We start from the raw sequence: 20520 nt of genomic DNA, 5'->3' as shown, positions 1-20520 counted from the left end.
ATAATTATTATCACCTGTCTGACTCAGGTGGGATAACTTTCGCCATTTTCCCGCCGGTAAGGCGGGCCTTACCGGTAACAATCCAGTGAGGTAAATAATGGATATCGCTTCAGTAACAACGTCAGAAAAACCCACTTTGCACTTGTTATGTGGGAAAATTGCATCAGGCAAATCCACATTGTCAGCAAAGTTAGGTGCATTACCCGGCACCATAATTGTCAGTGAAGATTATTGGCTGGCTGCCCTCTTTGCCAATGAAATGCAATCCATAGCTAATTATGTGCAGTATTCCTCAAGACTCAGAAACGCTATGAAGCCTCACCTGGTGTCGCTACTCAAAGCGGGTTTATCCGTAGTTCTGGACTTTCCGGCAAACACACAAACCAATCGTGAATGGATGATGAGCATCATTAAGGAGTCAGGTGCCAGTAACAGGCTGCATTACCTGAAAGTTACTGATGAAGTATGTAAATCCCGCTTGCGCGCCCGTAATGCAGAAGGAATGCATAAATTTATAGCCTCAGATCAACAATTTGAAACCATAACGCACTTTTTCGCAGAGCCAACGGCTGATGAAGGGTTTGATATTATTGAATACAGCTGAATTTACCTTTCTGCACAAAGCGGACCGGCATAAGAGCCGCAAGGTCCGCTACGAGCGATGAGAGGACGTTGAGTTTCTAGTAAAACTGACATGAAAACGTCCAAAGCCCCTCTGGGGATTTGTGAAAGTAGCCGATACCATTGTCCGCCCACATCCAGTTTACTTTTTCTTCTGACCCCACTTGAAAGACAAAATCTTGAATCCCCACACCATGTTGTATCTCCATTGGATATCCTCCAACCTTGGTTCCCCTGTACCGGTTAAAACCATCATAGAATCTATCACTTGCATCCTCATCATCGTTTACGTGAGACAAGTCAATAATATCCCAAGCGTCCTCCCATCCTGGAGCATCATCATTGACACTCACCCACCGAACCGGAAATGCTCGATATGGAGTGTTAATTGCAGGCAATAACTCAAGCCCATCAAGGGTGGCGTATTCTCGTATTAACCACCCCTCGCCATGAGGTTTATCAAATGGATGGCTTTCCATATTATGATAAAGCACTAAGAGCGCGATCCCCTTCAGTTGTTCAGGAATCACGGGAAGCTCATCTACGCGAATCTGGAGAAGCGGAAACATCGGCTGCCCCTTCCAAACTGGCAACCCTTCACCTGGAAGAGCGACTCTTTTAAAAACCAGGATGTAATTGGGTCTGCTGTAGGGCGGAAACCACCGACTTGTGCCACAGATGCAGTACGTAATTTGGATCTGAGTTCTTCTAAAACTAACGCACTCTTGGATTTCATAATTGCATCCTTGCGTATGCCCATACTCTTGGATTCTGAAATAGAGAAGTTTTTATTATATATCGTAATTATTACACAACAGACCTAAATATTTCTGTGCTTCCTCTTCAGAATAGTAACGGAGGTCCGCTCCTGGCACATAACGGCCCTGGAAATTGGGAAAATCACCGGACCCTTAGCAGATCTGAATATCTGGTCGTATATCTCGGCGACAGCATTTCACGTTTCATCTGCCAATACTGCTGTATGCCCTGTCCTGCAAAGTAAAGCGTGCCTTTCCCTCTTTCGCATTCAGGTGATCGAGCACCTCAATCAACTTTTCGCTGCCAGCATACGGTGCGTTCTCATCGAAAAGGTTGAGCTGGGCCCCCCCTGGCTGAAGAAGTCACCCAACATGATTCCGGCTTTCTGGTAACGATGGCTATCCTTCCAGATTTTATCCAGGCACTTTATGCGGCGTTAATGATTTTGGGGAAGAAAAATCGGTCAAAAAAAACCGGGCATCGCGCCCGGTTCTGTTCCCATACTAAAAAAGCCCTTAAGCATTCAATCCACGATTCTTCAGCATCGGTTCAATCTTCGGATCGTGCCCACGCCACTGGCGGTAAAGTTCAGCTAAATCACTACTGTTCCCGCGCGACAAAATCGCTTCACGGAATTTTTGCCCGTTCTCGCGAGTTAAGCCGCCCTGCTCAACAAACCACTGATAGCCATCGTCTGCCAGCATCTGCGTCCACAGGTAGGCGTAATACCCTGCCGCATAGCCGCCGCCGAAGATATGGGCGAAGTAGCTGCTGCGATAGCGCGGTGGAACGGCGGGCAGATCCAGTCCCTCTTTGTGCAGTGCTGCGGCTTCAAAGGTGTCAACATCGTCCACGGGTTCGCTGATGCCGTGCCAGTTCATATCCAGCAGCGCAGCGCTAAGCAGCTCGGTCATGTCATAACCTTTATTAAACTGCGTCGCGTTAAGCATTTTATCGCGCAGCGCCTCGGGCATCGGCTCTCCTGTCTGATAGTGGCGGGCATAGTGGGCAAACACCTGCGGATGGCTCGCCCAGTGCTCGTTGATTTGCGATGGGAACTCGACAAAATCACGCGGCGTATTGGTGCCGGAGAGGGAGGCGTAGCGCTGGCTGGCAAACAGACCGTGCAGCGTATGACCAAACTCGTGGAACAGGGTAACCACATCGTCCCAGGAGATCAGCGCCGTCTGACCGTTAGCCGGTTTTTGATAGTTGCAGACATTGTAGATAACCGGGCGCGAGGCAAACTCATACGATTGCTCGACGAAATTCCCCATCCACGCCCCACCGGCTTTCGATTCGCGGGCAAAGAAATCACCGTAGAACAGCGCCATCCCTTCACCGGTGTGGTCGAAAATTTCCCACACACGGACATCAGGATGGTAAACCGGAATATCGAAACGCTCGACAAAGCGGAGGCCAAACAGCTGGCTTGCAGCCCAGAATACGCCATCCTGCAACACGGTGTTGAGCGCAAAGTACGGCTTGATTTGCGACTCGTCGAGAGCATATTTCGCCTGGCGCACACGCTCAGCATAAAAGGCCCAGTCCCACGCCTGCACGGTGAACCCGCCCTGCTCGTCATCAATCACGTTTTGGATATCGGCCTGCTCAAGCGTCGCTCGGGTGCGTGCGGCGGGCACAATTCCGCGCATAAAAGCCAACGCGGCGGCAGGTGTTTTCGCCATTTGATCGGCGATACTCCAGCTTGCGTAGTCCTCAAACCCCAACAATTTTGCCTGACGCGCACGCAACGCGGTGAGACGCAGGATCAGTGCCCGGGTATCGTTTTCATCCCCTTTCTGGGTACGCGTCCAGCCCGCGTTAAACAAATTTTCGCGCGTCTGACGGTCACGCAGCGCGGAAAGAGCGGGTTGTTGAGTGGTATTCAGCAGCGGAATCAACCAGCGATCGTTCAGCCCTTTCTCCGCGGCGGCATGGGCAGCCGTCGCAATCTCGTCAGGACTGAGTCCATCAAGCTGATGAGCATAATCCACGACCAGCCCACCGGCTTTGGTGGCGGCCAGCAGACGCTGATTAAACTGGCTGGTGAGGGTCGCCGCCTCGGTATTCAGCGCTTTCAGCTCCGCTTTTTCTGCATCATTCAGCCGCGCACCGGCCAGCACAAAGTGCTGGTACGTCTCTTCTGCCAGCCGACGGGATTCGGCGTCCAGCGCAGCACAATCCTGCCAGACGCTCTCCACGCGAGAGAACAGCGTGTCGTTAAGCCAGATATCGTTCGCCAGGGCAGCAAGCTCGGTAGAGATCTGCTCCTCAAGCGCCTGTAAGTCATCATTGGTGTGCGCAGAGGTCATGGCGAAGAAAACACTGCTGACACGCGAGAGCATGGCACCGCTTTTTTCGAGCGCCAGCACGGTATTGTTGAAATCGGGGGCGGCCGTTTGCGCGACAATCGCGTCAATTTCGGCTCGCTTCTGGCGTATCGCTTCATCGAATGCCGGGCGGTAGTGGCCGTCGTTGATTTCGTCGAATCGGGGTGCCTGATAAGGCAACAGGCTGCTTTCAAAAAAGGGATTAGTGGCCGACATCTTTCACTCCTGAGTACGGTTATCTTCCCAGAGTAGGCCAGGCCGCCACTGCCTGCAATGCCGTCATACAAATGTTGCCTTAACGCATCCTTCGCGGCCGTGCTATGTTAGTACAACACAAAAAGCGTTGAGGAACAGTGAGATGATTATTTTAGTTACCGGGGCAACGGCAGGTTTTGGTGAAAGCATCACGCGTCGCTTCGTCGCCAACGGGCATAAGGTGATTGCGACGGGTCGTCGTCAGGAGCGTCTGCAGGAGCTGAAAGATGAGCTGGGTGACAGCATCCTGACCGCGCAGCTTGATGTCCGTAACCGTGCCGCCATCGAAGAGATGATTGCTAACCTGCCGGCCGAATGGCGTGCCATTGACCTGCTGGTCAACAATGCCGGTCTGGCGCTCGGTATGGAGCCTGCCCACAAAGCCAGCGTCGAAGACTGGGAAAACATGATCGACACGAACAACAAAGGGCTGGTGTACATGACCCGCGCCGTGCTGCCAGGCATGGTTGAGCGCAATCGCGGCCACATTATTAACATCGGTTCGACCGCAGGAAGCTGGCCTTATGCGGGCGGTAATGTTTATGGCGCGACCAAAGCCTTCGTGCGTCAGTTCAGCCTTAACCTGCGTACCGATCTGCACGGCACCGCCATTCGCGTGACCGATATTGAGCCGGGCCTGGTAGGCGGAACCGAATTTTCTAACGTCCGGTTTAAAGGTGATGACGCGAAAGCAGACAAAACCTACGAGAATGCGAACGCCCTGACGCCGGAAGATGTCACCGAAGCGGTCTGGTGGGTGGCAACGCTGCCAAAACACGTCAACATTAACACGGTAGAAATGATGCCAGTCAGCCAGAGTTTTGGCGGACTTAGCGTCCATCGTGGCTAACATTGCCCTTCCCGGCCTGCGGGCCGGGTCTGTTTCAGGCCATAAAAGAATGGTAGTATGTTCAGGCTAACTCTCTGAGAAATGACAACTCATGGCCGCTGAATCGCAACTCAATCCTACCCAGCCCGTAAATCAGCAAATCTATCGCATTTTGCGACGTGATATTGTCCATTGCCTGATCCCACCCGGAACGCCGCTCTCTGAAAAAGAGGTGTCCGTGCGGTTTGACGTGTCCCGCCAGCCCGTGCGTGAGGCGTTTATCAAGCTTGCAGAAAACGGTCTGATTCAGATCCGCCCGCAGCGCGGCAGCTATGTGAACAAAATCTCGCTCTCCCAGGTGCGTAACGGCTGTTTTGTCCGTCAGGCCATTGAGTGCGCGGTGGCGCGCCGTGCCGCATCCTTGATTGATGACAACCAGTGCTACCTGCTGGAGCAAAACCTGCATCAGCAGCGTATTGCGATTGACCGCAAACAGCTCAACGACTTCTTCCAGCTTGATGACGAGTTTCACCAGAAGCTGGCGCAAATTGCGGACTGTCAACTGGCCTGGGACACGATTGAAAACATCAAAGCCACCATCGACCGCGTGCGCTATATGAGCCTCGACCACGTCTCACCACCGGAAATGTTGCTACGACAGCATCATGATATTTTCAGTGCGCTGGAAAAACGCGATCAGGACGGTGTAGAAAAAGCGATGACGCTGCACCTGCAGGAAATCAGCGAATCCGTACAGTTAATTCGTCAGGAAAACAGCGACTGGTTTAGCGAAGAGTAAAATACGCCGCCCCCGTTTCGGTTGCGGCGAAGAGATTAGCGAACCACCAGCACCGGAATACTCGCATAGCGCAGGATAGATTCCGCATTTGAACCGAGCAGATGGGTGCTGATGCGCGGGTTTTTCGACCCGATGACGATCACGTCATATTCCCCTTCTTTGCTCAGTTTGATAATTTCGTCACGCACGTTGCCAAAGCAGACCAGGCTGTGGATATTCTCCCCGGGGAGATCAAACAGCCTTTTTAGCTCGTTCATTTTCTTCCCGGATTCAGCGGTCATAAACGCTTCAAACTTTTTGATATCGGCGTTGAATCCGCGCAGCAACGAGCGGCTGCTGTTGGGGAGAATGTTCACCAGCGTAATCGACGCGCCTTCCGCCTTTGCAAGGTTAGCCGCGTGGCGAACCGCTTTGTCGCTCAATTCCATTTCAAATACATCAACAGGCATTAAAATCTTCTTATACATAAGCCTGACTCCTTATTCCTGTGAAGGGGTATTCCCTGCTTCAAGAATGACAGCCGCAATATAAACAAACCCTAAACGCTTGCCTGCAGAAACTATCAATAAAGGAAAATAAATGTGGGCTTTGTAAATTGCTGTCGTGAACCGTCAGCACCCACCAATATTGAGAAAAAAGTGTGAGTTTGATCAAAAACAAAAAAATGAGATGCAGACAGGCGTATTTATAGTGCCCCGTGAACGGTGAAACCTGAAATAGCGCCGTAACGGATAAGTGAGAGAGGAGAAAATACCATGATGACATACGACCGTAACCGTAACGCAATTACCACCGGCAGCCGTGTAATGATCAATGGCACAGGACACACCGGCGTGATTAAAGCGATCCACAGCGAAGGGCTGGATGCCGCGCAGGTGCGTCGCAGCAAAACGGTAGAAGTGGAAGGTTGCGAAGGTAAGTTCGAACCGATTGAACTGATTCGCCTGGGTATGCACTGATTCATGCGACATCATGCCGCCGCACGCGGCGGCATGTGATGACTTAGCCGTTCGCCGCGTACTCTGCGACCGTGGCTTTTGCACCTTTTTGCAGTAACGTCTGGTAAGCACGCATTACCGCATCCACAAAGACGGTTTCATGCGGGAGTTCTTTGCCAAAAATGGCCTCAATGCCCAGCAGCGCCTTCACCCGGTCTTCGCCCTCAGCACTTCCCTTCACCGCCGCCTGAATGACCGCCAGCTGCGGGTCGCTCACGTCGATAGCGTTGCCCTGCTCATCGACACCACCGACATACCGCATCCAGCCTGCAATGCCTAATGCCAACAGCGGGAAGCTTTTTTGATGCACCAGATGCCAGCGCACGGAATCGAGCATACGCTGCGGGAGCTTCTGGCTGCCGTCCATCGCGATTTGCCAGGTACGGTGACGTAACGCCGGGTTGCTGTAGCGGGCAATCAACAGGTCAGCATAGTGGCCTAAATCAACGCCTTTCACTTTTAAGGTCGGCGCCTGCTCGTTCAGCATCAGCGCATGGGCGGCAGTACGGTAGTGCGCGTCTTCCATGCAATCGTTGATATGCGGGTACCCCGCCAGATAACCAAGATACGCGAGGAAAGAGTGACTGCCGTTAAGCATGCGCAGCTTCATCTCTTCAAACGGAATGACGTCTGAAACCAGCTCCGCCCCGGCCTTTTCCCACTGCGGACGGCCTGCGACAAAGTTGTCCTCAATCACCCACTGACGGAACGGTTCGCACGCCACGCCTGCCGGGTCACGAACGCCGGTCAGCTGTTCAATTTTATCCAGCGTCTCCGGTGTAACCGCGGGAACAATGCGATCCACCATGGTGGACGGGAAAGTGACGCTGGATTCAATCCAGTCTGCCAGCTCGCCGTCAACCGCGCGGGCATAAGCGCAGGTCACATTACGCATGACGTGACCGTTCTCCGGCATATTGTCACAGGACATGACGCTAAACGCGGGCAGCCCGGCAGCTTTGCGTCGCGCGAGTGCTTCCACGACCACACCCGGCGCAGATTTCGGCTGATGCGGGTTTTGCAGGTCGGCGGCGATTAACGGGTGATCGAGCATCAGTTTCCCGGTCGCCGGCGAGTGGCAATATCCCTTTTCAGTAATAGTGAGCGAGACAATCGCCACCTGCGGCTCACACAGTGCGGTCAGCACGCGTTCCAGCCCGTCAACCTGTGCATGCAGTGCGTTCCTGACCACGCCCACCACCCGCGATGTCCACGCATCGGCAGACATTTCCGCCACGGTGTAGAGATGATCCTGTGCGTTCAGATCGGCAATCTGCTGTTCACCGCCAATCAGGTTTACCTCACAGTAACCCCAGTCGCTGTTGTGCTCCACGGCGAGAATGTCGGCGTACACCGCCTGATGCGCACGGTGAAATGCGCCAAACCCTAAATGAACAATGCGTGCCTTGAGGCGATCGCGATCGTACTGAGGAAGCGTCGCTTTCGCCTGTAATAACCGGTTTTCCATGATTAAGACTCGTTAAGTTATGTACGCTGGGATTCGCTGCCGCTCTATATGAGCAGCAGCGCCTGCTGACTACACCAACTAGAATGGCAGTCGGGGTAAAAAAGAACTGCCATTAACCATACTGATCCTGCAGTTTGAGATTTTGATTTATATTAACTTTTACGTATGTGGTGTGACATGAACATAAAGTTGTGTGACAGGTCACTAAAGATATAAACCATTACCGCCGCGATGAAACCGCCCCATAGCCGACGGAATCACGTGCCGGCCCCTCCGCCGCATCTTCCGCCACGCTCAAATCACGATCGCAGACCTCTGGCATGCAGATGGCGGCGATCAGCCCAATCACGGAGTAAGCGATCATCATGGAGACAATTGGCCACCAGGAACCGGTCATATTGCAGAAGATCCCGGCGAGCACTGGCCCAAAGCCTACCGCCACCAGCCCGCCCGCCTCTTTTGAGATAGCCATCCGGGTAAAGCGGTTACGCGAGCCAAACATCTCCGCCATCGTGATGTTTTCCAGGGCGAACAGTCCCAGTACGGCGAAATTATGGATAACGATGATGGAAAGCATGATCACGCCCGGCGCATAGCTCTTATCAACGATAATCGACAGCATCGGGTACGCCAGAATAATGGCGGAGATATTGAGCAGAATGTACGGCAGACGACGCCCTACTTTATCGGAGAGCCAGCCCAACAGCGGGATAGAGATAAACCCGAGGATTGAGCTTATCATCAGTGCATCGGTGGGGATCGCTTTATCGAACAGCAGCGTCTGAACCAGATACCCGGCAAGAAACGTCTGGATCAGACCCGAATTCCCCGCCTGACCAAAACGCAGCCCGGTTGCCAGCCAGAAGGACTTACTCTTCACCATCGCTGCAAATGATAAATCGTGTTTTGTCACCGGTGCGGTTGTCTCAGCCTCGTTCACTTTTTCAAATACCGGGCTCTCCTTGAGGTTCATTCGCAGCCAGATGGCGAAGATCATTACCACCACGCTTGCAAGAAACGGTACACGCCAGCCCCAGGCAACCAACTGTTCGCGGTCGAGGGCGAAGAACATAATTGCCCAGATAGCCGTTGCACTTAGCGTCCCGCAGTTGGTGCCCATCGCCACCAGCGAGGAGATAATGCCGCGTTTCCCTTTAGGGGCGTACTCCGCCAGCATGGTGCCGGCGCCGGAGATTTCAGCCCCTGCTCCCAGCCCCTGGATGATACGCAGCGTCACTAACAGGACGGGCGCGAAAATCCCAATCTGCGCGTAGGTCGGCAAGACCCCGATCAGGGTCGTGCAGATCCCCATCATAGTAATGGTGATAAACAGCACCTTTTTACGGCCAATGCTGTCGCCCATTCGCCCGAAGATAAAGGCGCCGACAATGCGCGCGATATAGCCTGCGCCGTACGTCCCCATCGCCAGAATCAGCGCCATTGCGGCCGATTGTTCCGGGAAGAAGATCTCATGGAATACCAGTGCGGCCCCCAGCGAATAGAGCTGGAAATCCATAAACTCCAGTGCGGTACCCAGCCAGCCGGAAACGGCGGCTTTCACCAGATCTGAAGTCGTTCTTTGTGGTTGTGTTTGCGTCATAATGGCTATCTCTGCAAGGTAAGATGCGTACCACTCAGAGCCTGTCTGCGCAGGCTCTTAACCGCGTGAATTATTATTGCCCGAACGTGAGTAAGACTTTGCAGCACTGCCGCTGATCTTTTTCAAACCGTTCGATGGCGTCTGTTACGTGGTGATAGTCAAAAGTGTGGGTGATCAGTTTGTCCGGGTCGATCAACCCCTTTTCCAGCCAGTCGATGACGACGGGGAATTTGTTGGCATTCAGCCGTGATGAGAATATCGCCAGCTCTTTTCCGGTGATCCCCTGCTGAACAATCTGGCTTGGGTCGCTGGAAAACCCCATCAGCACGATGCGTGCCGCCGGAGAGGCAATGGTGATGGCTTCCTGTAAAATTGTCGGATGACAGGCTGCGTCAATAATAAGCGTCGGTTTGATCCCTTTTTCTTCCAGCGCCGCCTGTAACGACAGCTCCGCGTTGTTGAACACCCAGTCCGCGCCGCTGCGTTGCGCCATCGCCAGCCGTTCATTGATCCGATCCACAACGATAACCTGCTTCACCTTATAGACACCTTTCAGCGCCTGGAGGGTGACAAGCCCCATGGGGCCTGCGCCGTAGATCAGGGCGATATCCTGCCCGGTGGGTTGTGCGTGGCCCGTCACGTTAGCGGCAATCGTGAACGGCTCGATCATTACCGCGTGTTTATCAGGAATAGCATCCGGAACAACCCAGGCATTTTTTGCCGGTACGACGGCATACTCACTAAAGCCTCCGTCGCGATGAACGCCCAGCACCACCAGAGAGGTACAGACATTGGGTTTGCCCACGGAGCACGGATAGCAGTGTCCGCAGCTGATCACCGGGTCAACCGAGATGCGCTCGCCCACGCGGGCCGGGTCAACACCCTCACCAACGGCATCAATCTCACCAAAAAATTCATGGCCAATCACGCGCGGGTATCGGGCAAACGGATTATGCCCGCGGTAAATATGGCTGTCTGAACCGCAAATACCGGCCAGTTTGACGTTGACGCGCACTTCACCTGCCGCGGGTTCCGGAAGTGGACGATCTTCAATCACCAGTGCATTGGGTTGTTGAATCACTACGCTTTTCATCGTTCGCTCCTCGTTTACCAGTTCCACAACGTGCCATCTTCGAGACGGGCAACCGGAAGATAGGCAGGATCGTACGGGTATTTCGCCGCCAGTTTTTCGTCAAATTCAATGCCCAGCCCGGGTTTGTCGCCCGGATGCATATAGCCATTATCAAAGCGCCAGCTGTGCGGGAAGACCTCCAGCATCTGTTCGGAGTAACCCATATATTCCTGTACACCAAAGTTTGGCACCCACAGGTCAAAATGCAGCGCGGCGGCGTGGCAAACAGGCGACAGATCCGACGGTCCATGTGAGCCGGTACGCACCTGATAAAGCGAGGCGAAGTCCGCGATGCGCCGCATGCCGGTGATGCCGCCCGCGTGGGTAATGGTGGTGCGGATATAGTCGATAAGCTGCTCTTCAATAAGCTGCTTGCAGTCCCAGATGCTGTTAAACACTTCTCCAACCGCAATCGGCGTGACCGTGTGCTGACGGATCAGACGGAAGCAGGCCTGGTTTTCCGCAGGCGTAGGATCTTCCATCCAGAACATACGGAATGCTTCAATGCTCTTACCGAATCGCGCCGCCTCAATCGGGGTCAAACGGTGGTGCATGTCGTGCAAAAGATGCTCATTAAAGCCAAATTTACTGCGCACCGCATCGAACAGCTTCGGTGTGAAATCGAGGTATTTTTCGGTGGACCAGAGCTGCTCTTCCGGCCAGTCACCTTTAGTGGCGGGCTCGTAGGCCAGCCCTTTACCTTTCGACATGCCATAGGTGGTTTTCATACCCGGCACGCCGCACTGGACGCGGATCGCCTTAAAGCCCATCTCTTTATGCCGGGCGTAATCTTCCAGCACGTCATCAATGGAGTGTCCGGTGGTATGACAATAGACCATCACCCCTTCCCGGGATGCGCCGCCCAGCAGCTGATAGAGCGGCATATTGGCCGCTTTGGCTTTGATATCCCACAGTGCCATATCCACGGCGGAAATGGCCGACATGGTGACCGGACCACGACGCCAGTAGGCGCCTTTATAGAAGAACTGCCAGATATCCTCAATGCGGTGCGCATCACGGCCGATCAACTGCGGGCAAAGGTGATCTTTCAGATAAGAGGCCACTGAAAGTTCACGTCCATTGAGGGTGGCATCACCCAGGCCGACGATGCCCTCGTCGGTGGTAATTTTAAGGGTGACAAAGTTACGCCCCGGGCAGGTAACAAAGACTTCAGCCCCGACAATCTTCATAATCCATTTCCTTACATCGCTCATTGTGATGCTGGAAACTTACTCTTCTGCACTACTACCATACAAGTATAATGATCATAAAATCAGCGAACGGTCACAAAAAAATCGGGCGCTCAGGCGCGCCCCCATCCGGCAACAATAATCAACATGCCGCACAGCGCAACCAGCGCCCCGGCCCAGTCATACGCGCTGAGCTTCACACCATCCACCACGCGTAACCACAGCAGCGCGGTACAGACATAAACCCCGCCATAAGCGGCGTAGACGCGCCCGCTGGCCGCCGGGTGCAGCGTCAACAGCCAGACAAACAGGGCCAGCGCAATGCCCGCCGGGATCAGCAGGAAGATGGTTGCCCCCTTCTTCAGCCAGAGCCACGGAAGGAAGCAGCCGATGATTTCACACAGCGCGGTGGCAAAAAAAAGCAGAGTGGTTTTGAGCATATTTACGGTTATGTGATGATTTATTTAGACATCATACCTGATGATATCGTTTACTTTTCCATACCCGTGCCGCGGGTATGCCGTTATTTCTCTTTGGTGTAGAATCTGAACGGGATAAATTAATTATCTGCGCCCATTTAAAAGGAAACGCTATGACTACATTAAGCAAACGCCTTTGTCTGACAGCCCTGCTGGCGCTGTCATCGTTCGCCTTTGCCGCCTCTGCCACCGCCGAAACCAGCAAACTCATTATTGAGTCTGGTGACAGCGCGCAAAGCCGTCAGAACGCCGCCATGGACAAAGAACAATGGAATGACACCCGTAGCCTTCGTCAGAAGGTGAACAAACGTGTTGAAAAAGAGTGGGACAAAGAAGATGTCGCTTTCGACGCGCGCGATAAGTGTCAGCAAAGTGCCAACGTTAACGCCTACTGGGAGCCAAATACCCTGCGCTGCCTGGATCGTCGTACTGGCCGCACGGTCGCGCCATAATGTCAGTGCAGTGTGACGTTAAGCTCCGCCCGCTGGAGCGTGAAGACCTGCGCTTCGTCCACCAACTCGACAATAACGCCAGCGTGATGCGCTACTGGTTCGAAGAGCCTTACGAGGCGTTTGTTGAGCTGTCGGATCTCTACGATAAGCACATTCACGATCAGAGCGAACGCCGTTTTGTCGTGGAGTGTGAAGGTGAAAAAGCCGGTCTGGTGGAACTGGTTGAGATCAACCACGTTCATCGTCGGGCAGAATTCCAGATTATCATTTCACCTGAGCATCAGGGGAAAGGTCTTGCCACGCGGGCGGCGAAGCTGGCGATGGATTACGGATTCAACGTCCTGAATCTCTACAAGCTTTATCTCATCGTGGATAAAGAGAACGAGAAAGCAATCCATATCTACCGCAAGCTGGGCTTTATGGTGGAAGGCGAACTGGTTCACGAGTTCTTTATCAACGGTGAATACCGCAACACCATTCGCATGTGCATCTTCCAGCATCAGCACCTGGCCGGACACAAACCGTCAGGCGCCAGCCTGCTGAAACCCACCGCGCAGTAACCTGCGCGGTTTTTTCTCAGTAGTATTCAATACTGTTCTTAATGGTGTACTTGTGCTCAACGGCGGGCTTCACGCTGTTGTCGGTGATCGTCAGATCGCAACTCACCGGATTATTGTGTCGATCGTAATCACAGCTCTGATTGACGTTGCCCAGCGGCTTGTCATTCAGCATGCTCACGGCGGAGTAATCCATTCTTTTGCGAAGATCTTTAGACGGCGTCGACTGGACGGATAAATGCTGGTCCCCGGAGACGGTGGTTTTCCCCAGCGGATAGCCATCCGCATCATAGCGGTACTTCACTTCCATCTCTTTGCCGTGCGCCGCCACCACAAACCCGTTATCGTCGGTATCCCACGTTACGCCCGCCGACGGTAATTCGGCCAGCTGGCATTTCCCCTGCAGTTTCACTTTTCGCTGCTGGGTTTCCGCATCAAGGTAGTAATTAGCATCCAGTACCAGCGCCACGCCGGTATTGGCCTCGAGGTCGTGCAGTTCGAGGGTATCGAAACACCCTTCCGTCGACATCGTACCGGTTACCCGTTTGGAGACTTCACCTTTGTCATTGAACAGTGTCTGGGTGAAGTCTTTTACCGGGCCGCGCAGAGGGTCAAAATCAAATTCATTGGAGAAGCTCGCCATCTCGGGCGTAAACGACAGCGGCGCGGAAGGGTTGTCGCACCCCACCAGTGTTGCTGCCAGTAGCGTTATCGCTGCGTAGTTCTTCACATCATTTACCGAATCAGGGAGAGTATTCCCGATCATATTAGCAAATACCGTTGTTCACACGATAGCAAAATGTCAGGCGAAAAGAGACGTACAATCAATGCATTAATCTCTCTTACCCTCTGCAAAACCTCGCCAGAACGCGAAGGCGCTGTGCCCGCCGTTGAACAGGAAACACACCTGCTTTGAGCGCATGACGGATATTCTGTGACATATTAACAACATGAAAACGCCGGCAGATTGCGCCATCTAACTTTATTCTTTGATATATTAAATGTTTACCATCCCCTTTCTTCCTCTATAAGGATGCGCTACCCTCACAAATGCGTTCGCGTCCAAAACCGCCTGGAATCTCTATGCTTTCTTTATTCATGAAAAAACGTAGGCAAAACGCTGATTTTTGATTGCTCATCAAAGGTTAAAAAATGAAAAAAACAATCCCTGAATATACGCCTGTTGACTTATCACGTTGGGCCAGAAAAGAACATTTCGAGGTATTTCAGTCCTTTGCTCAATCTACATTTAATCAAACTGTTCAAATAGACATCACCGCATTGCTCAAGGATATAAAAGAACTGGGCTGGAAATTTTATCCGACGATGATTTCCCTCCTTTCTAAAATCGTCAACAACCATTCGGAATTCCGTATGGCCATGAAGAACAATGAACTTGTCATATGGAATGAAATTCATCCAAGCTATACCATTTTCCATAATGAAACGGAGACCTTTTCTTCTTTATGGAGTCACTTCGATGGCAATATTGACCATTTCCAGAACGTTTATTCGGAAGATGTTGCTCGCTATGGTAATACCCTTTCTTATTGGCCGAAGGAAGAGTCGCGGGAAAATGTATTTTTCGTGTCGGCGATCCCCTGGTCAAGTTTTACCAGTTTTAATATCAACGTAGCCAATATGCAGAACTTTTTTGCCCCCATGTTCACTATGGGGAAATACGTCAACCAGGGTGGAAAAGTATTGTTGCCCCTCGCCGTGCAGGTCCATCATTCCGTGTGCGATGGTTTCCATGTGGCAAGATTGTTCAATGAGTTACAGGCGATGTGTGATGACTTACGGCATCACTCCGGCGAACGACAGGTGCAGAGCAAAACGCACCGCGCTTAGCGTCGCGATGCCGGGCGGGTATAACCGCCCGCAGGACGTGTTGATGGAAATTGGGGAAAATGAGCGCAGGAAGCCTGTATAAGATTGTTCAGAAAGTTATCCCCAATAACAAAAGCTTACACGAACCCTGCTAAGCTTAACCGACACACAGAGAAAAGGAGCTACAGATGAAACGGTTACCCTGGATTACCGCCCTGCTGTTAATGAGCGCTTCTACAGCGGCTCTGGCTGCCCCGGATTCCTGCGAGCGCGTAAAAAGCGATATTCAGCAGAAAATCATCAATAACGGCGTGCCCGAGTCCGGCTTTACGTTAAATATTGTGCCAAACGATCAGGCTGACCAGCCGGATGCACAGGTAGTCGGTCATTGTGCGAACGATACTTTTAAAATTCTCTATACCCGCACCGGTAGCGGTGCCGCATCAGGGATGCAGGATAATGGTCAGGGCGAACCTCAGTGATTTTAATCACTTTCTCGCGGCCAATTCCCTTTGACTTGATGAGGATTAATATTTAATACCTCCAAATAAGTAACATTCACCCCATCATTAGCCCGGTTGTAATCACGGGCGAAAATAATACGCAATTAAAATGATGGGGTGAGTTATGTCCGATGTCGAAAATCACGGCGGGATCAGCCGTCGAACGTTGGTTAAATCCACTGCAATAGGCTCTCTGGCACTTGCCGCCGGGGGGATTTCACTGCCTTTTGGCCTCAAAAGCGCCGCTGCCGCGGTACAAAACGCCGTAAAGCCCGCTGAAGACAAAGTGGTCTGGGGTGCCTGCTCGGTCAACTGCGGGAGCCGTTGTGCGCTGCGCCTTCACGTCCGTGATGAAGAAGTTTACTGGGTCGAAACGGATAACACCGGTGAGGATATTTATGGCAATCATCAGGTTCGCGCCTGCCTGCGCGGGCGTTCCATTCGCCGTCGGATCAATCACCCCGATCGTCTGAACTACCCCATGAAGCGCGTAGGGAAACGCGGTGAAGGCAAATTTGAGCGTATCTCATGGGATGAAGCCCTGGACACCCTTACCCGCAGCCTGAAAGATGTCGTCGAAAAATACGGCAACGAAGCGGTGTACATCAATTACTCCTCCGGCATTGTGGGCGGCAATATCACCCGCTCCTCCCCTTATGCTTCGCTGGTCGCGCGTCTGATGAACTGCTACGGCGGCTTTTTAAGCCACTATGGCACTTACAGCACCGCGCAAATAGCCTGTGCAATGCCCTACACCTACGGCAGCAACGACGGCAACAGCACCTCAGATATTGAAAACACGAAGCTGGTGGTGATGTTCGGCAATAACCCGGCAGAGACGCGAATGAGCGGCGGCGGGATAACCTATTATCTCGAGCAGGCCCGCGAGCGCTCTCACGCGCGCATGATCGTCATCGATCCGCGGTATACCGACACCGCCGCCGGGCGCGAAGACGAGTGGATCCCGATTCGTCCGGGGACGGACGCCGCGCTGGTCGCGGGTATCGCTTGGGTACTGATCGACGAAAACCTTGTCGATCAGCCGTTCCTCGACACGTACTGCGTCGGCTATGACGAAAAAACGCTGCCGGAAGGTGCGCCTGCTAACGGGCATTACAAAGCGTATATTCTCGGTCAGGGTGATGATGGCATCGCCAAAACGCCGGAATGGGCCTCGCGCATCACAGGCATACCGGCCGATCGCATCATCAAGCTTGCACGGGAAATTGGCAGTACCAAACCGGCCTACATCTGTCAGGGCTGGGGCCCCCAGCGCCAGGCCAACGGCGAGCTGACCTCCCGCGCCATTGCCATGTTGCCGATTTTGACCGGAAACGTCGGTATCAACGGCGGTAACAGCGGCGCACGTGAATCGACCTACACGATCACCATTGAGCGTATGCCACTGCCGGATAACCCGGTGAAAACGCAAATCTCATGCTTTAGCTGGACCGACGCCATCGCGCGCGGACCCGAAATGACCGCCCTGCGCGACGGCGTGCGGGGAAAAGAGAAGCTGGATGTGCCGATCAAATTCATCTGGAACTACGCCGGCAACACCATCATCAACCAGCATTCCGACATCAACAAAACCCACGATATTCTGCAGGACGAGAGTAAATGCGAAACCATCGTGGTGATCGACAACTTTATGACCTCGTCGGCGAAATATGCTGACATCCTGCTACCCGATTTAATGACCGTTGAGCAGGAAGACATTATTCCTAACGATTATGCAGGCAACATGGGCTACCTGATTTTCCTTCAGCCCGTGACCGCACCGAAGTTTGAGCGCAAACCGATCTACTGGATCATGAGTGAAGTGGCGAAACGCCTCGGCCCGGATATTCATCAGCGATTTACCGAAGGACGTACCCAGGCGCAGTGGCTGCAGTATCTGTATGCCAAAATGCTCGACAAAGATCCGCAGTTGCCGTCCTATGACGAACTGAAAGAGAGGGGTATTTATAAGCGTAAAGATCCGGCCGGGCACTTCGTGGCCTATAAAAAATTCCGCAATGATCCGCAGGCTCATCCGCTCAACACCCCCTCGGGCAAGATTGAAATTTACTCCAGCAAGCTGGCAGAGATTGCGGCTACCTGGGAGCTCGCCGACGACGAAACCATCAGCCCGCTGCCGGTCTACGCCTCGACCTTCGACGGCTGGGACGCCCCGGAACGCCATAAATTCCCGCTGCAGCTCTTCGGCTTCCACTTCAAAGCCCGCACCCACTCCAGCTACGGCAATGTCGACGTGCTGAAAGCCGCCTGCCGTCAGGAGGTCTGGCTTAACCCCGTGGACGCGGCGCAACGCGGCATCAAAAATGGCGATACGGTGCGCGTGTTTAACGATCGCGGCGAAGTACGCATCGAAGCGAAAGTCACACCGCGCATCATGCCCGGCGTGAGCGCGATGGGCCAGGGAGCCTGGCATGACGCCAATATGAACGGCGATCGTGTCGACCACGGTTCATGCATCAACACCCTGACCACGCACCGCCCGTCACCGCTGGCCAAAGGTAACCCGCAGCACACCAATCTGGTGCAGATCGAGAAGGCGTAAGGAGTAAGTGATGACAACCCAGTATGGATTTTTTATTGATTCCAGCCGCTGCACCGGGTGCAAAACCTGCGAGCTCGCCTGCAAGGATTACAAAGATTTAACCCCGGACGTCAGCTTCCGTCGTATTTACGAATACGCGGGCGGTGACTGGCAGGAAGACAACGGTGTCTGGCACCAGAACGTGTTTGCCTACTACCTGTCGATTGCCTGCAACCACTGCGAAGACCCGGCCTGCACCAAGGTCTGCCCGAGCGGGGCGATGCACAAGCGTGACGACGGGTTCGTGGTAGTGGATGAAGATGTCTGCATCGGCTGTCGCTACTGCCACATGGCCTGTCCGTACGGTGCCCCGCAGTACAATGCCGCCAAAGGCCATATGACCAAGTGTGACGGCTGCCACACCCGCGTGGCAGACGGCAAAAAGCCGATCTGCGTGGAGTCCTGCCCACTGCGCGCGCTGGATTTCGGTCCTATCGACGAGTTGCGTAAAAAACATGGTCAGCTGGCGGCCGTCGCGCCGCTGCCGTCCGCGCACTTCACGAAGCCAAGCATCGTGATTAAACCTAACGCCAACAGCCGCCCGACAGGGGATACCACCGGCTACCTGGCAAACCCGAAAGAGGTGTGAGATGGGAAGTGGATGGCATGAATGGCCGCTGGTGATCTTCACCGTCTTCGGACAGTGCGTCGCCGGGGCATTGATCGTTATGGGGCTCGTCTGGCTTACTGAAAAAGACGACGCGGTGAAAACACGCCTTGTCCGCAGTATGTTCTTTCTGTGGCTGGTGATGGGCATCGGATTTTTGGCGTCCGTGCTGCACCTTGGCTCCCCGCTACGGGCCTTTAACTCGCTCAACCGCGTGGGTGCTTCGGCGCTCAGTAACGAAATTGCCGCGGGATCCATTTTCTTTGCCGTTGGCGGTTTCTGGTGGCTGGTATCCGTTATCGGTAAAATGCCCCCGGCACTGGGTAAAATCTGGCTGGTCGTTAGCCAGATCCTGGGCGTTGTCTTTGTCTGGGCGATGACCCGGGTTTATCAAATTGATACCGTACCGACCTGGTATACGGGTTACACCACGCTGGCCTTTTTCCTGACGCTGGTATTGGGAGGGCCGCTGTTTGCAGCCCTGTTGCTGCGCGTGGCAAACACGACATATAAAAGCACATTCGCGGCCTCTGTCAGCGTGCTGGCACTCCTGGCCTGCGTGGCGGTCATCGTGCTGCAGAGTAATGACCTGGCGACAATCCACAGTTCCGTTCAACAGGCGAGTGCCCTGCTGCCTGACTATGGCGCACTGCAAATCTGGCGTATCGTACTGCTTGCCGCCGGACTCGGCTGCTGGTTGTGCCCGCTGATGCGTCGGCAGGAGCCTAAAGCCCTCGCTCTTTTTGCAGGCGTGATACTGGTCGTCGTGGGTGAACTGATTGGCCGTGGTCTTTTCTATGGTCTGCACATGACCGCAGGTATGGCGATTGCGGGTTAACACAGTCGCGCGGGCTACTCCGCGCGAGCAAGGAAGGTAGTCATGAAAGAAGTCTCACAGCGTGATTCGTTCGCGTTCAGCGCCCGGGTACTGGGCGCGCTGTTTTATTTTGCTCCGGATAGCGAGCAGACTGCGCCGCTGGTGCAGGCGCTCACCGAAGGCGACTGGATTCAGGACTGGCCGCTGGCGCCGGAAACGCTGCAGCCTGTTGCAGATGCGTTCAAAACGCCATCCGATGAAGCGTTGAAAGATGCCTGGCAACGTCTGTTTATTGGCCCTTACGCCCTGCCGTCACCGCCATGGGGTTCCGTCTGGCTGGATCGGGAATCCGTGCTCTTCGGCGACTCCACCCTCGCGCTGCGCCAGTGGATGCGTGAAAACAACATTGCCTTCGAGATGAAGCAGAACGAACCGGAAGATCACATCGGTACCCTGCTGTTACTGGCCGCGTGGCTGGCAGAAAATGGCCGCGACGCTGAACGCGACCAGCTTCTGGCGTGGCACCTGCTGCCGTGGAGTACCCGCTTCCTGTCCGTGTTTGTTGAAAACGCCGGGCATCCGTTCTACACCGCACTGGGCAAACTCGCACAGCTGACGCTCGCGGACTGGCAGGACACGTTAATTATTCCGGTCGCGGAAAAAACGCTCTACCGCTAACGCCAGCACCT

General features: G+C 53.7%; 21 protein-coding genes and 1 pseudogene. 12 read left to right on the top strand and 10 right to left on the bottom strand.

The window, feature by feature from the left end; genetic code table 11:
* Positions 1-97: 97 nt before the first annotated feature.
* Positions 98-604, top strand: coding sequence for a P-loop nucleotide/nucleoside kinase family protein (locus BH714_RS06415; RefSeq protein WP_040017376.1), 507 nt, complete (start codon positions 98-100; stop codon positions 602-604).
* A gap of 76 nt (positions 605-680) precedes the next feature.
* Here BH714_RS06415 and BH714_RS06410 read toward each other — a convergent pair whose 3' ends face one another.
* The 3 genes and pseudogenes from BH714_RS06410 to dcp all read right to left on the bottom strand — a co-directional run bounded on the left by BH714_RS06410 (position 681) and on the right by dcp (position 3929).
* Entirely contained in the window at positions 681-1190 is a 510-nt protein-coding gene (locus tag BH714_RS06410; RefSeq protein ID WP_236918388.1) for a DUF1963 domain-containing protein, read from the bottom strand.
* Positions 1191-1521: 331 nt separating this feature from the next.
* Positions 1522-1810, bottom strand: a pseudogene (locus BH714_RS24185) (DUF4113 domain-containing protein); the annotation flags it as partial.
* An 85-nt stretch (positions 1811-1895) separates the two neighbouring features.
* Positions 1896-3929: a peptidyl-dipeptidase Dcp gene (gene dcp / locus BH714_RS06405; protein ID WP_040017375.1), complete on the bottom strand. Its 2034-nt coding sequence runs from the start codon at positions 3927-3929 to the stop codon at positions 1896-1898.
* Positions 3930-4071: 142 nt separating this feature from the next.
* Here dcp and ydfG point away from each other — a divergent pair, with 142 nt between their 5' ends.
* Both ydfG and BH714_RS06395 read left to right on the top strand, forming a co-directional pair.
* Positions 4072-4818, top strand: a complete 747-nt coding sequence (ydfG, locus tag BH714_RS06400; RefSeq protein WP_020884259.1) for a bifunctional NADP-dependent 3-hydroxy acid dehydrogenase/3-hydroxypropionate dehydrogenase YdfG — start codon at positions 4072-4074, stop codon at positions 4816-4818.
* Between the two features lie 91 nt (positions 4819-4909).
* The gene (locus tag BH714_RS06395) at positions 4910-5596 is read left to right on the top strand and encodes a GntR family transcriptional regulator (protein WP_014169893.1); all 687 of its coding nucleotides are present in this window, start codon (positions 4910-4912) and stop codon (positions 5594-5596) included.
* Positions 5597-5631: 35 nt separating this feature from the next.
* Here BH714_RS06395 and BH714_RS06390 read toward each other — a convergent pair whose 3' ends face one another.
* Positions 5632-6063: a universal stress protein gene (locus BH714_RS06390; protein WP_040017374.1), complete on the bottom strand. Its 432-nt coding sequence runs from the start codon at positions 6061-6063 to the stop codon at positions 5632-5634.
* A 288-nt stretch (positions 6064-6351) separates the two neighbouring features.
* Here BH714_RS06390 and ydfZ point away from each other — a divergent pair, with 288 nt between their 5' ends.
* Complete coding sequence (ydfZ, locus tag BH714_RS06385; protein WP_013096785.1) at positions 6352-6555, top strand: putative selenium delivery protein YdfZ; 204 nt, start codon at positions 6352-6354, stop codon at positions 6553-6555.
* Positions 6556-6598: 43 nt separating this feature from the next.
* Here the strand turns inward: ydfZ and BH714_RS06380 are convergent, their stop codons facing one another.
* From BH714_RS06380 to BH714_RS06360, 5 genes are all read right to left on the bottom strand, one after another.
* The gene (locus BH714_RS06380; protein WP_040017373.1) at positions 6599-8062 is read right to left on the bottom strand and encodes a mannitol dehydrogenase family protein; all 1464 of its coding nucleotides are present in this window, start codon (positions 8060-8062) and stop codon (positions 6599-6601) included.
* 220 nt (positions 8063-8282) lie between these two features.
* On the bottom strand, positions 8283-9662 hold the full coding sequence (locus BH714_RS06375) for an MFS transporter (protein WP_040017370.1): 1380 nt from the start codon (positions 9660-9662) through the stop codon (positions 8283-8285).
* A 73-nt stretch (positions 9663-9735) separates the two neighbouring features.
* Positions 9736-10755 (bottom strand): Zn-dependent oxidoreductase, encoded by a 1020-nt coding sequence (locus tag BH714_RS06370; protein ID WP_040017367.1) that lies wholly within the window; start codon positions 10753-10755, stop codon positions 9736-9738.
* Between the two features lie 14 nt (positions 10756-10769).
* Entirely contained in the window at positions 10770-11984 is a 1215-nt protein-coding gene (gene rspA / locus BH714_RS06365; protein WP_020884262.1) for a starvation-sensing protein RspA, read from the bottom strand.
* Between the two features lie 113 nt (positions 11985-12097).
* Entirely contained in the window at positions 12098-12424 is a 327-nt protein-coding gene (locus BH714_RS06360; RefSeq protein ID WP_040017363.1) for a YnfA family protein, read from the bottom strand.
* Between the two features lie 152 nt (positions 12425-12576).
* Between BH714_RS06360 and BH714_RS06355 the strand changes: the two genes are divergently transcribed.
* The gene (locus tag BH714_RS06355; protein ID WP_020884264.1) at positions 12577-12915 is read left to right on the top strand and encodes a DUF1283 family protein; all 339 of its coding nucleotides are present in this window, start codon (positions 12577-12579) and stop codon (positions 12913-12915) included.
* On the top strand, positions 12915-13475 hold the full coding sequence (gene speG, locus BH714_RS06350; protein ID WP_020884265.1) for a spermidine N1-acetyltransferase: 561 nt from the start codon (positions 12915-12917) through the stop codon (positions 13473-13475). Before BH714_RS06355 ends, speG begins: the two co-directional genes overlap by 1 nt.
* 16 nt (positions 13476-13491) lie before the next feature.
* Here the strand turns inward: speG and BH714_RS06345 are convergent, their stop codons facing one another.
* Complete coding sequence (locus tag BH714_RS06345; RefSeq protein WP_040017360.1) at positions 13492-14238, bottom strand: YnfC family lipoprotein; 747 nt, start codon at positions 14236-14238, stop codon at positions 13492-13494.
* A 386-nt stretch (positions 14239-14624) separates the two neighbouring features.
* Here BH714_RS06345 and catA point away from each other — a divergent pair, with 386 nt between their 5' ends.
* From catA to dmsD, 6 genes are all read left to right on the top strand, one after another.
* The gene (catA, locus tag BH714_RS06340; protein WP_014169882.1) at positions 14625-15323 is read left to right on the top strand and encodes a type A chloramphenicol O-acetyltransferase; all 699 of its coding nucleotides are present in this window, start codon (positions 14625-14627) and stop codon (positions 15321-15323) included.
* A 167-nt stretch (positions 15324-15490) separates the two neighbouring features.
* The gene (locus BH714_RS06335) at positions 15491-15784 is read left to right on the top strand and encodes a DUF1161 domain-containing protein (protein ID WP_014169881.1); all 294 of its coding nucleotides are present in this window, start codon (positions 15491-15493) and stop codon (positions 15782-15784) included.
* A 145-nt stretch (positions 15785-15929) separates the two neighbouring features.
* Positions 15930-18368 carry a selenate/tellurate reductase subunit YnfE gene (ynfE, locus tag BH714_RS06330; protein WP_040017359.1) on the top strand — a complete coding sequence of 813 codons (2439 nt, stop codon included), beginning with the start codon at positions 15930-15932 and terminating at the stop codon, positions 18366-18368.
* Positions 18369-18378: 10 nt separating this feature from the next.
* Positions 18379-18996: a DMSO/selenate family reductase complex B subunit gene (locus tag BH714_RS06325; RefSeq protein WP_014169373.1), complete on the top strand. Its 618-nt coding sequence runs from the start codon at positions 18379-18381 to the stop codon at positions 18994-18996.
* A gap of 1 nt (position 18997) precedes the next feature.
* Complete coding sequence (locus tag BH714_RS06320; RefSeq protein WP_020884269.1) at positions 18998-19852, top strand: dimethyl sulfoxide reductase anchor subunit family protein; 855 nt, start codon at positions 18998-19000, stop codon at positions 19850-19852.
* Between the two features lie 42 nt (positions 19853-19894).
* Positions 19895-20509 carry a Tat proofreading chaperone DmsD gene (gene dmsD, locus BH714_RS06315; protein ID WP_040017358.1) on the top strand — a complete coding sequence of 205 codons (615 nt, stop codon included), beginning with the start codon at positions 19895-19897 and terminating at the stop codon, positions 20507-20509.
* The last annotated feature ends 11 nt before the right edge of the window (positions 20510-20520 follow it).

This window comes from Enterobacter ludwigii, assembly GCF_001750725.1.
Classification (GTDB): domain Bacteria; phylum Pseudomonadota; class Gammaproteobacteria; order Enterobacterales; family Enterobacteriaceae; genus Enterobacter; species Enterobacter ludwigii.
This window is presented reverse-complemented; position numbering and strand designations above follow the sequence as displayed.

Excerpts from the sequence above, each read along its gene's own strand:
- catA (WP_014169882.1), top strand. The coding sequence starts at position 14,625 with ATGAAAAAAACAATCCCTGAATATACGCCTGTTGACTTATCACGTTGG.
- ynfE (WP_040017359.1), top strand. The coding sequence starts at position 15,930 with ATGTCCGATGTCGAAAATCACGGCGGGATCAGCCGTCGAACGTTGGTT.
- BH714_RS06355 (WP_020884264.1), top strand. The coding sequence starts at position 12,577 with ATGACTACATTAAGCAAACGCCTTTGTCTGACAGCCCTGCTGGCGCTG.
- speG (WP_020884265.1), top strand. The coding sequence starts at position 12,915 with ATGTCAGTGCAGTGTGACGTTAAGCTCCGCCCGCTGGAGCGTGAAGAC.
- dmsD (WP_040017358.1), top strand. The coding sequence starts at position 19,895 with ATGAAAGAAGTCTCACAGCGTGATTCGTTCGCGTTCAGCGCCCGGGTA.
- BH714_RS06410 (WP_236918388.1), bottom strand. The coding sequence starts at position 1,190 with ATGTTTCCGCTTCTCCAGATTCGCGTAGATGAGCTTCCCGTGATTCCT.
- BH714_RS06320 (WP_020884269.1), top strand. The coding sequence starts at position 18,998 with ATGGGAAGTGGATGGCATGAATGGCCGCTGGTGATCTTCACCGTCTTC.
- BH714_RS06375 (WP_040017370.1), bottom strand. The coding sequence starts at position 9,662 with ATGACGCAAACACAACCACAAAGAACGACTTCAGATCTGGTGAAAGCC.
- dcp (WP_040017375.1), bottom strand. The coding sequence starts at position 3,929 with ATGTCGGCCACTAATCCCTTTTTTGAAAGCAGCCTGTTGCCTTATCAG.
- BH714_RS06360 (WP_040017363.1), bottom strand. The coding sequence starts at position 12,424 with ATGCTCAAAACCACTCTGCTTTTTTTTGCCACCGCGCTGTGTGAAATC.
- BH714_RS06325 (WP_014169373.1), top strand. The coding sequence starts at position 18,379 with ATGACAACCCAGTATGGATTTTTTATTGATTCCAGCCGCTGCACCGGG.
- BH714_RS06380 (WP_040017373.1), bottom strand. The coding sequence starts at position 8,062 with ATGGAAAACCGGTTATTACAGGCGAAAGCGACGCTTCCTCAGTACGAT.
- ydfZ (WP_013096785.1), top strand. The coding sequence starts at position 6,352 with ATGATGACATACGACCGTAACCGTAACGCAATTACCACCGGCAGCCGT.
- BH714_RS06335 (WP_014169881.1), top strand. The coding sequence starts at position 15,491 with ATGAAACGGTTACCCTGGATTACCGCCCTGCTGTTAATGAGCGCTTCT.
- BH714_RS06390 (WP_040017374.1), bottom strand. The coding sequence starts at position 6,063 with ATGTATAAGAAGATTTTAATGCCTGTTGATGTATTTGAAATGGAATTG.
- BH714_RS06370 (WP_040017367.1), bottom strand. The coding sequence starts at position 10,755 with ATGAAAAGCGTAGTGATTCAACAACCCAATGCACTGGTGATTGAAGAT.
- BH714_RS06395 (WP_014169893.1), top strand. The coding sequence starts at position 4,910 with ATGGCCGCTGAATCGCAACTCAATCCTACCCAGCCCGTAAATCAGCAA.
- BH714_RS06415 (WP_040017376.1), top strand. The coding sequence starts at position 98 with ATGGATATCGCTTCAGTAACAACGTCAGAAAAACCCACTTTGCACTTG.
- rspA (WP_020884262.1), bottom strand. The coding sequence starts at position 11,984 with ATGAAGATTGTCGGGGCTGAAGTCTTTGTTACCTGCCCGGGGCGTAAC.
- ydfG (WP_020884259.1), top strand. The coding sequence starts at position 4,072 with ATGATTATTTTAGTTACCGGGGCAACGGCAGGTTTTGGTGAAAGCATC.
- BH714_RS06345 (WP_040017360.1), bottom strand. The coding sequence starts at position 14,238 with ATGATCGGGAATACTCTCCCTGATTCGGTAAATGATGTGAAGAACTAC.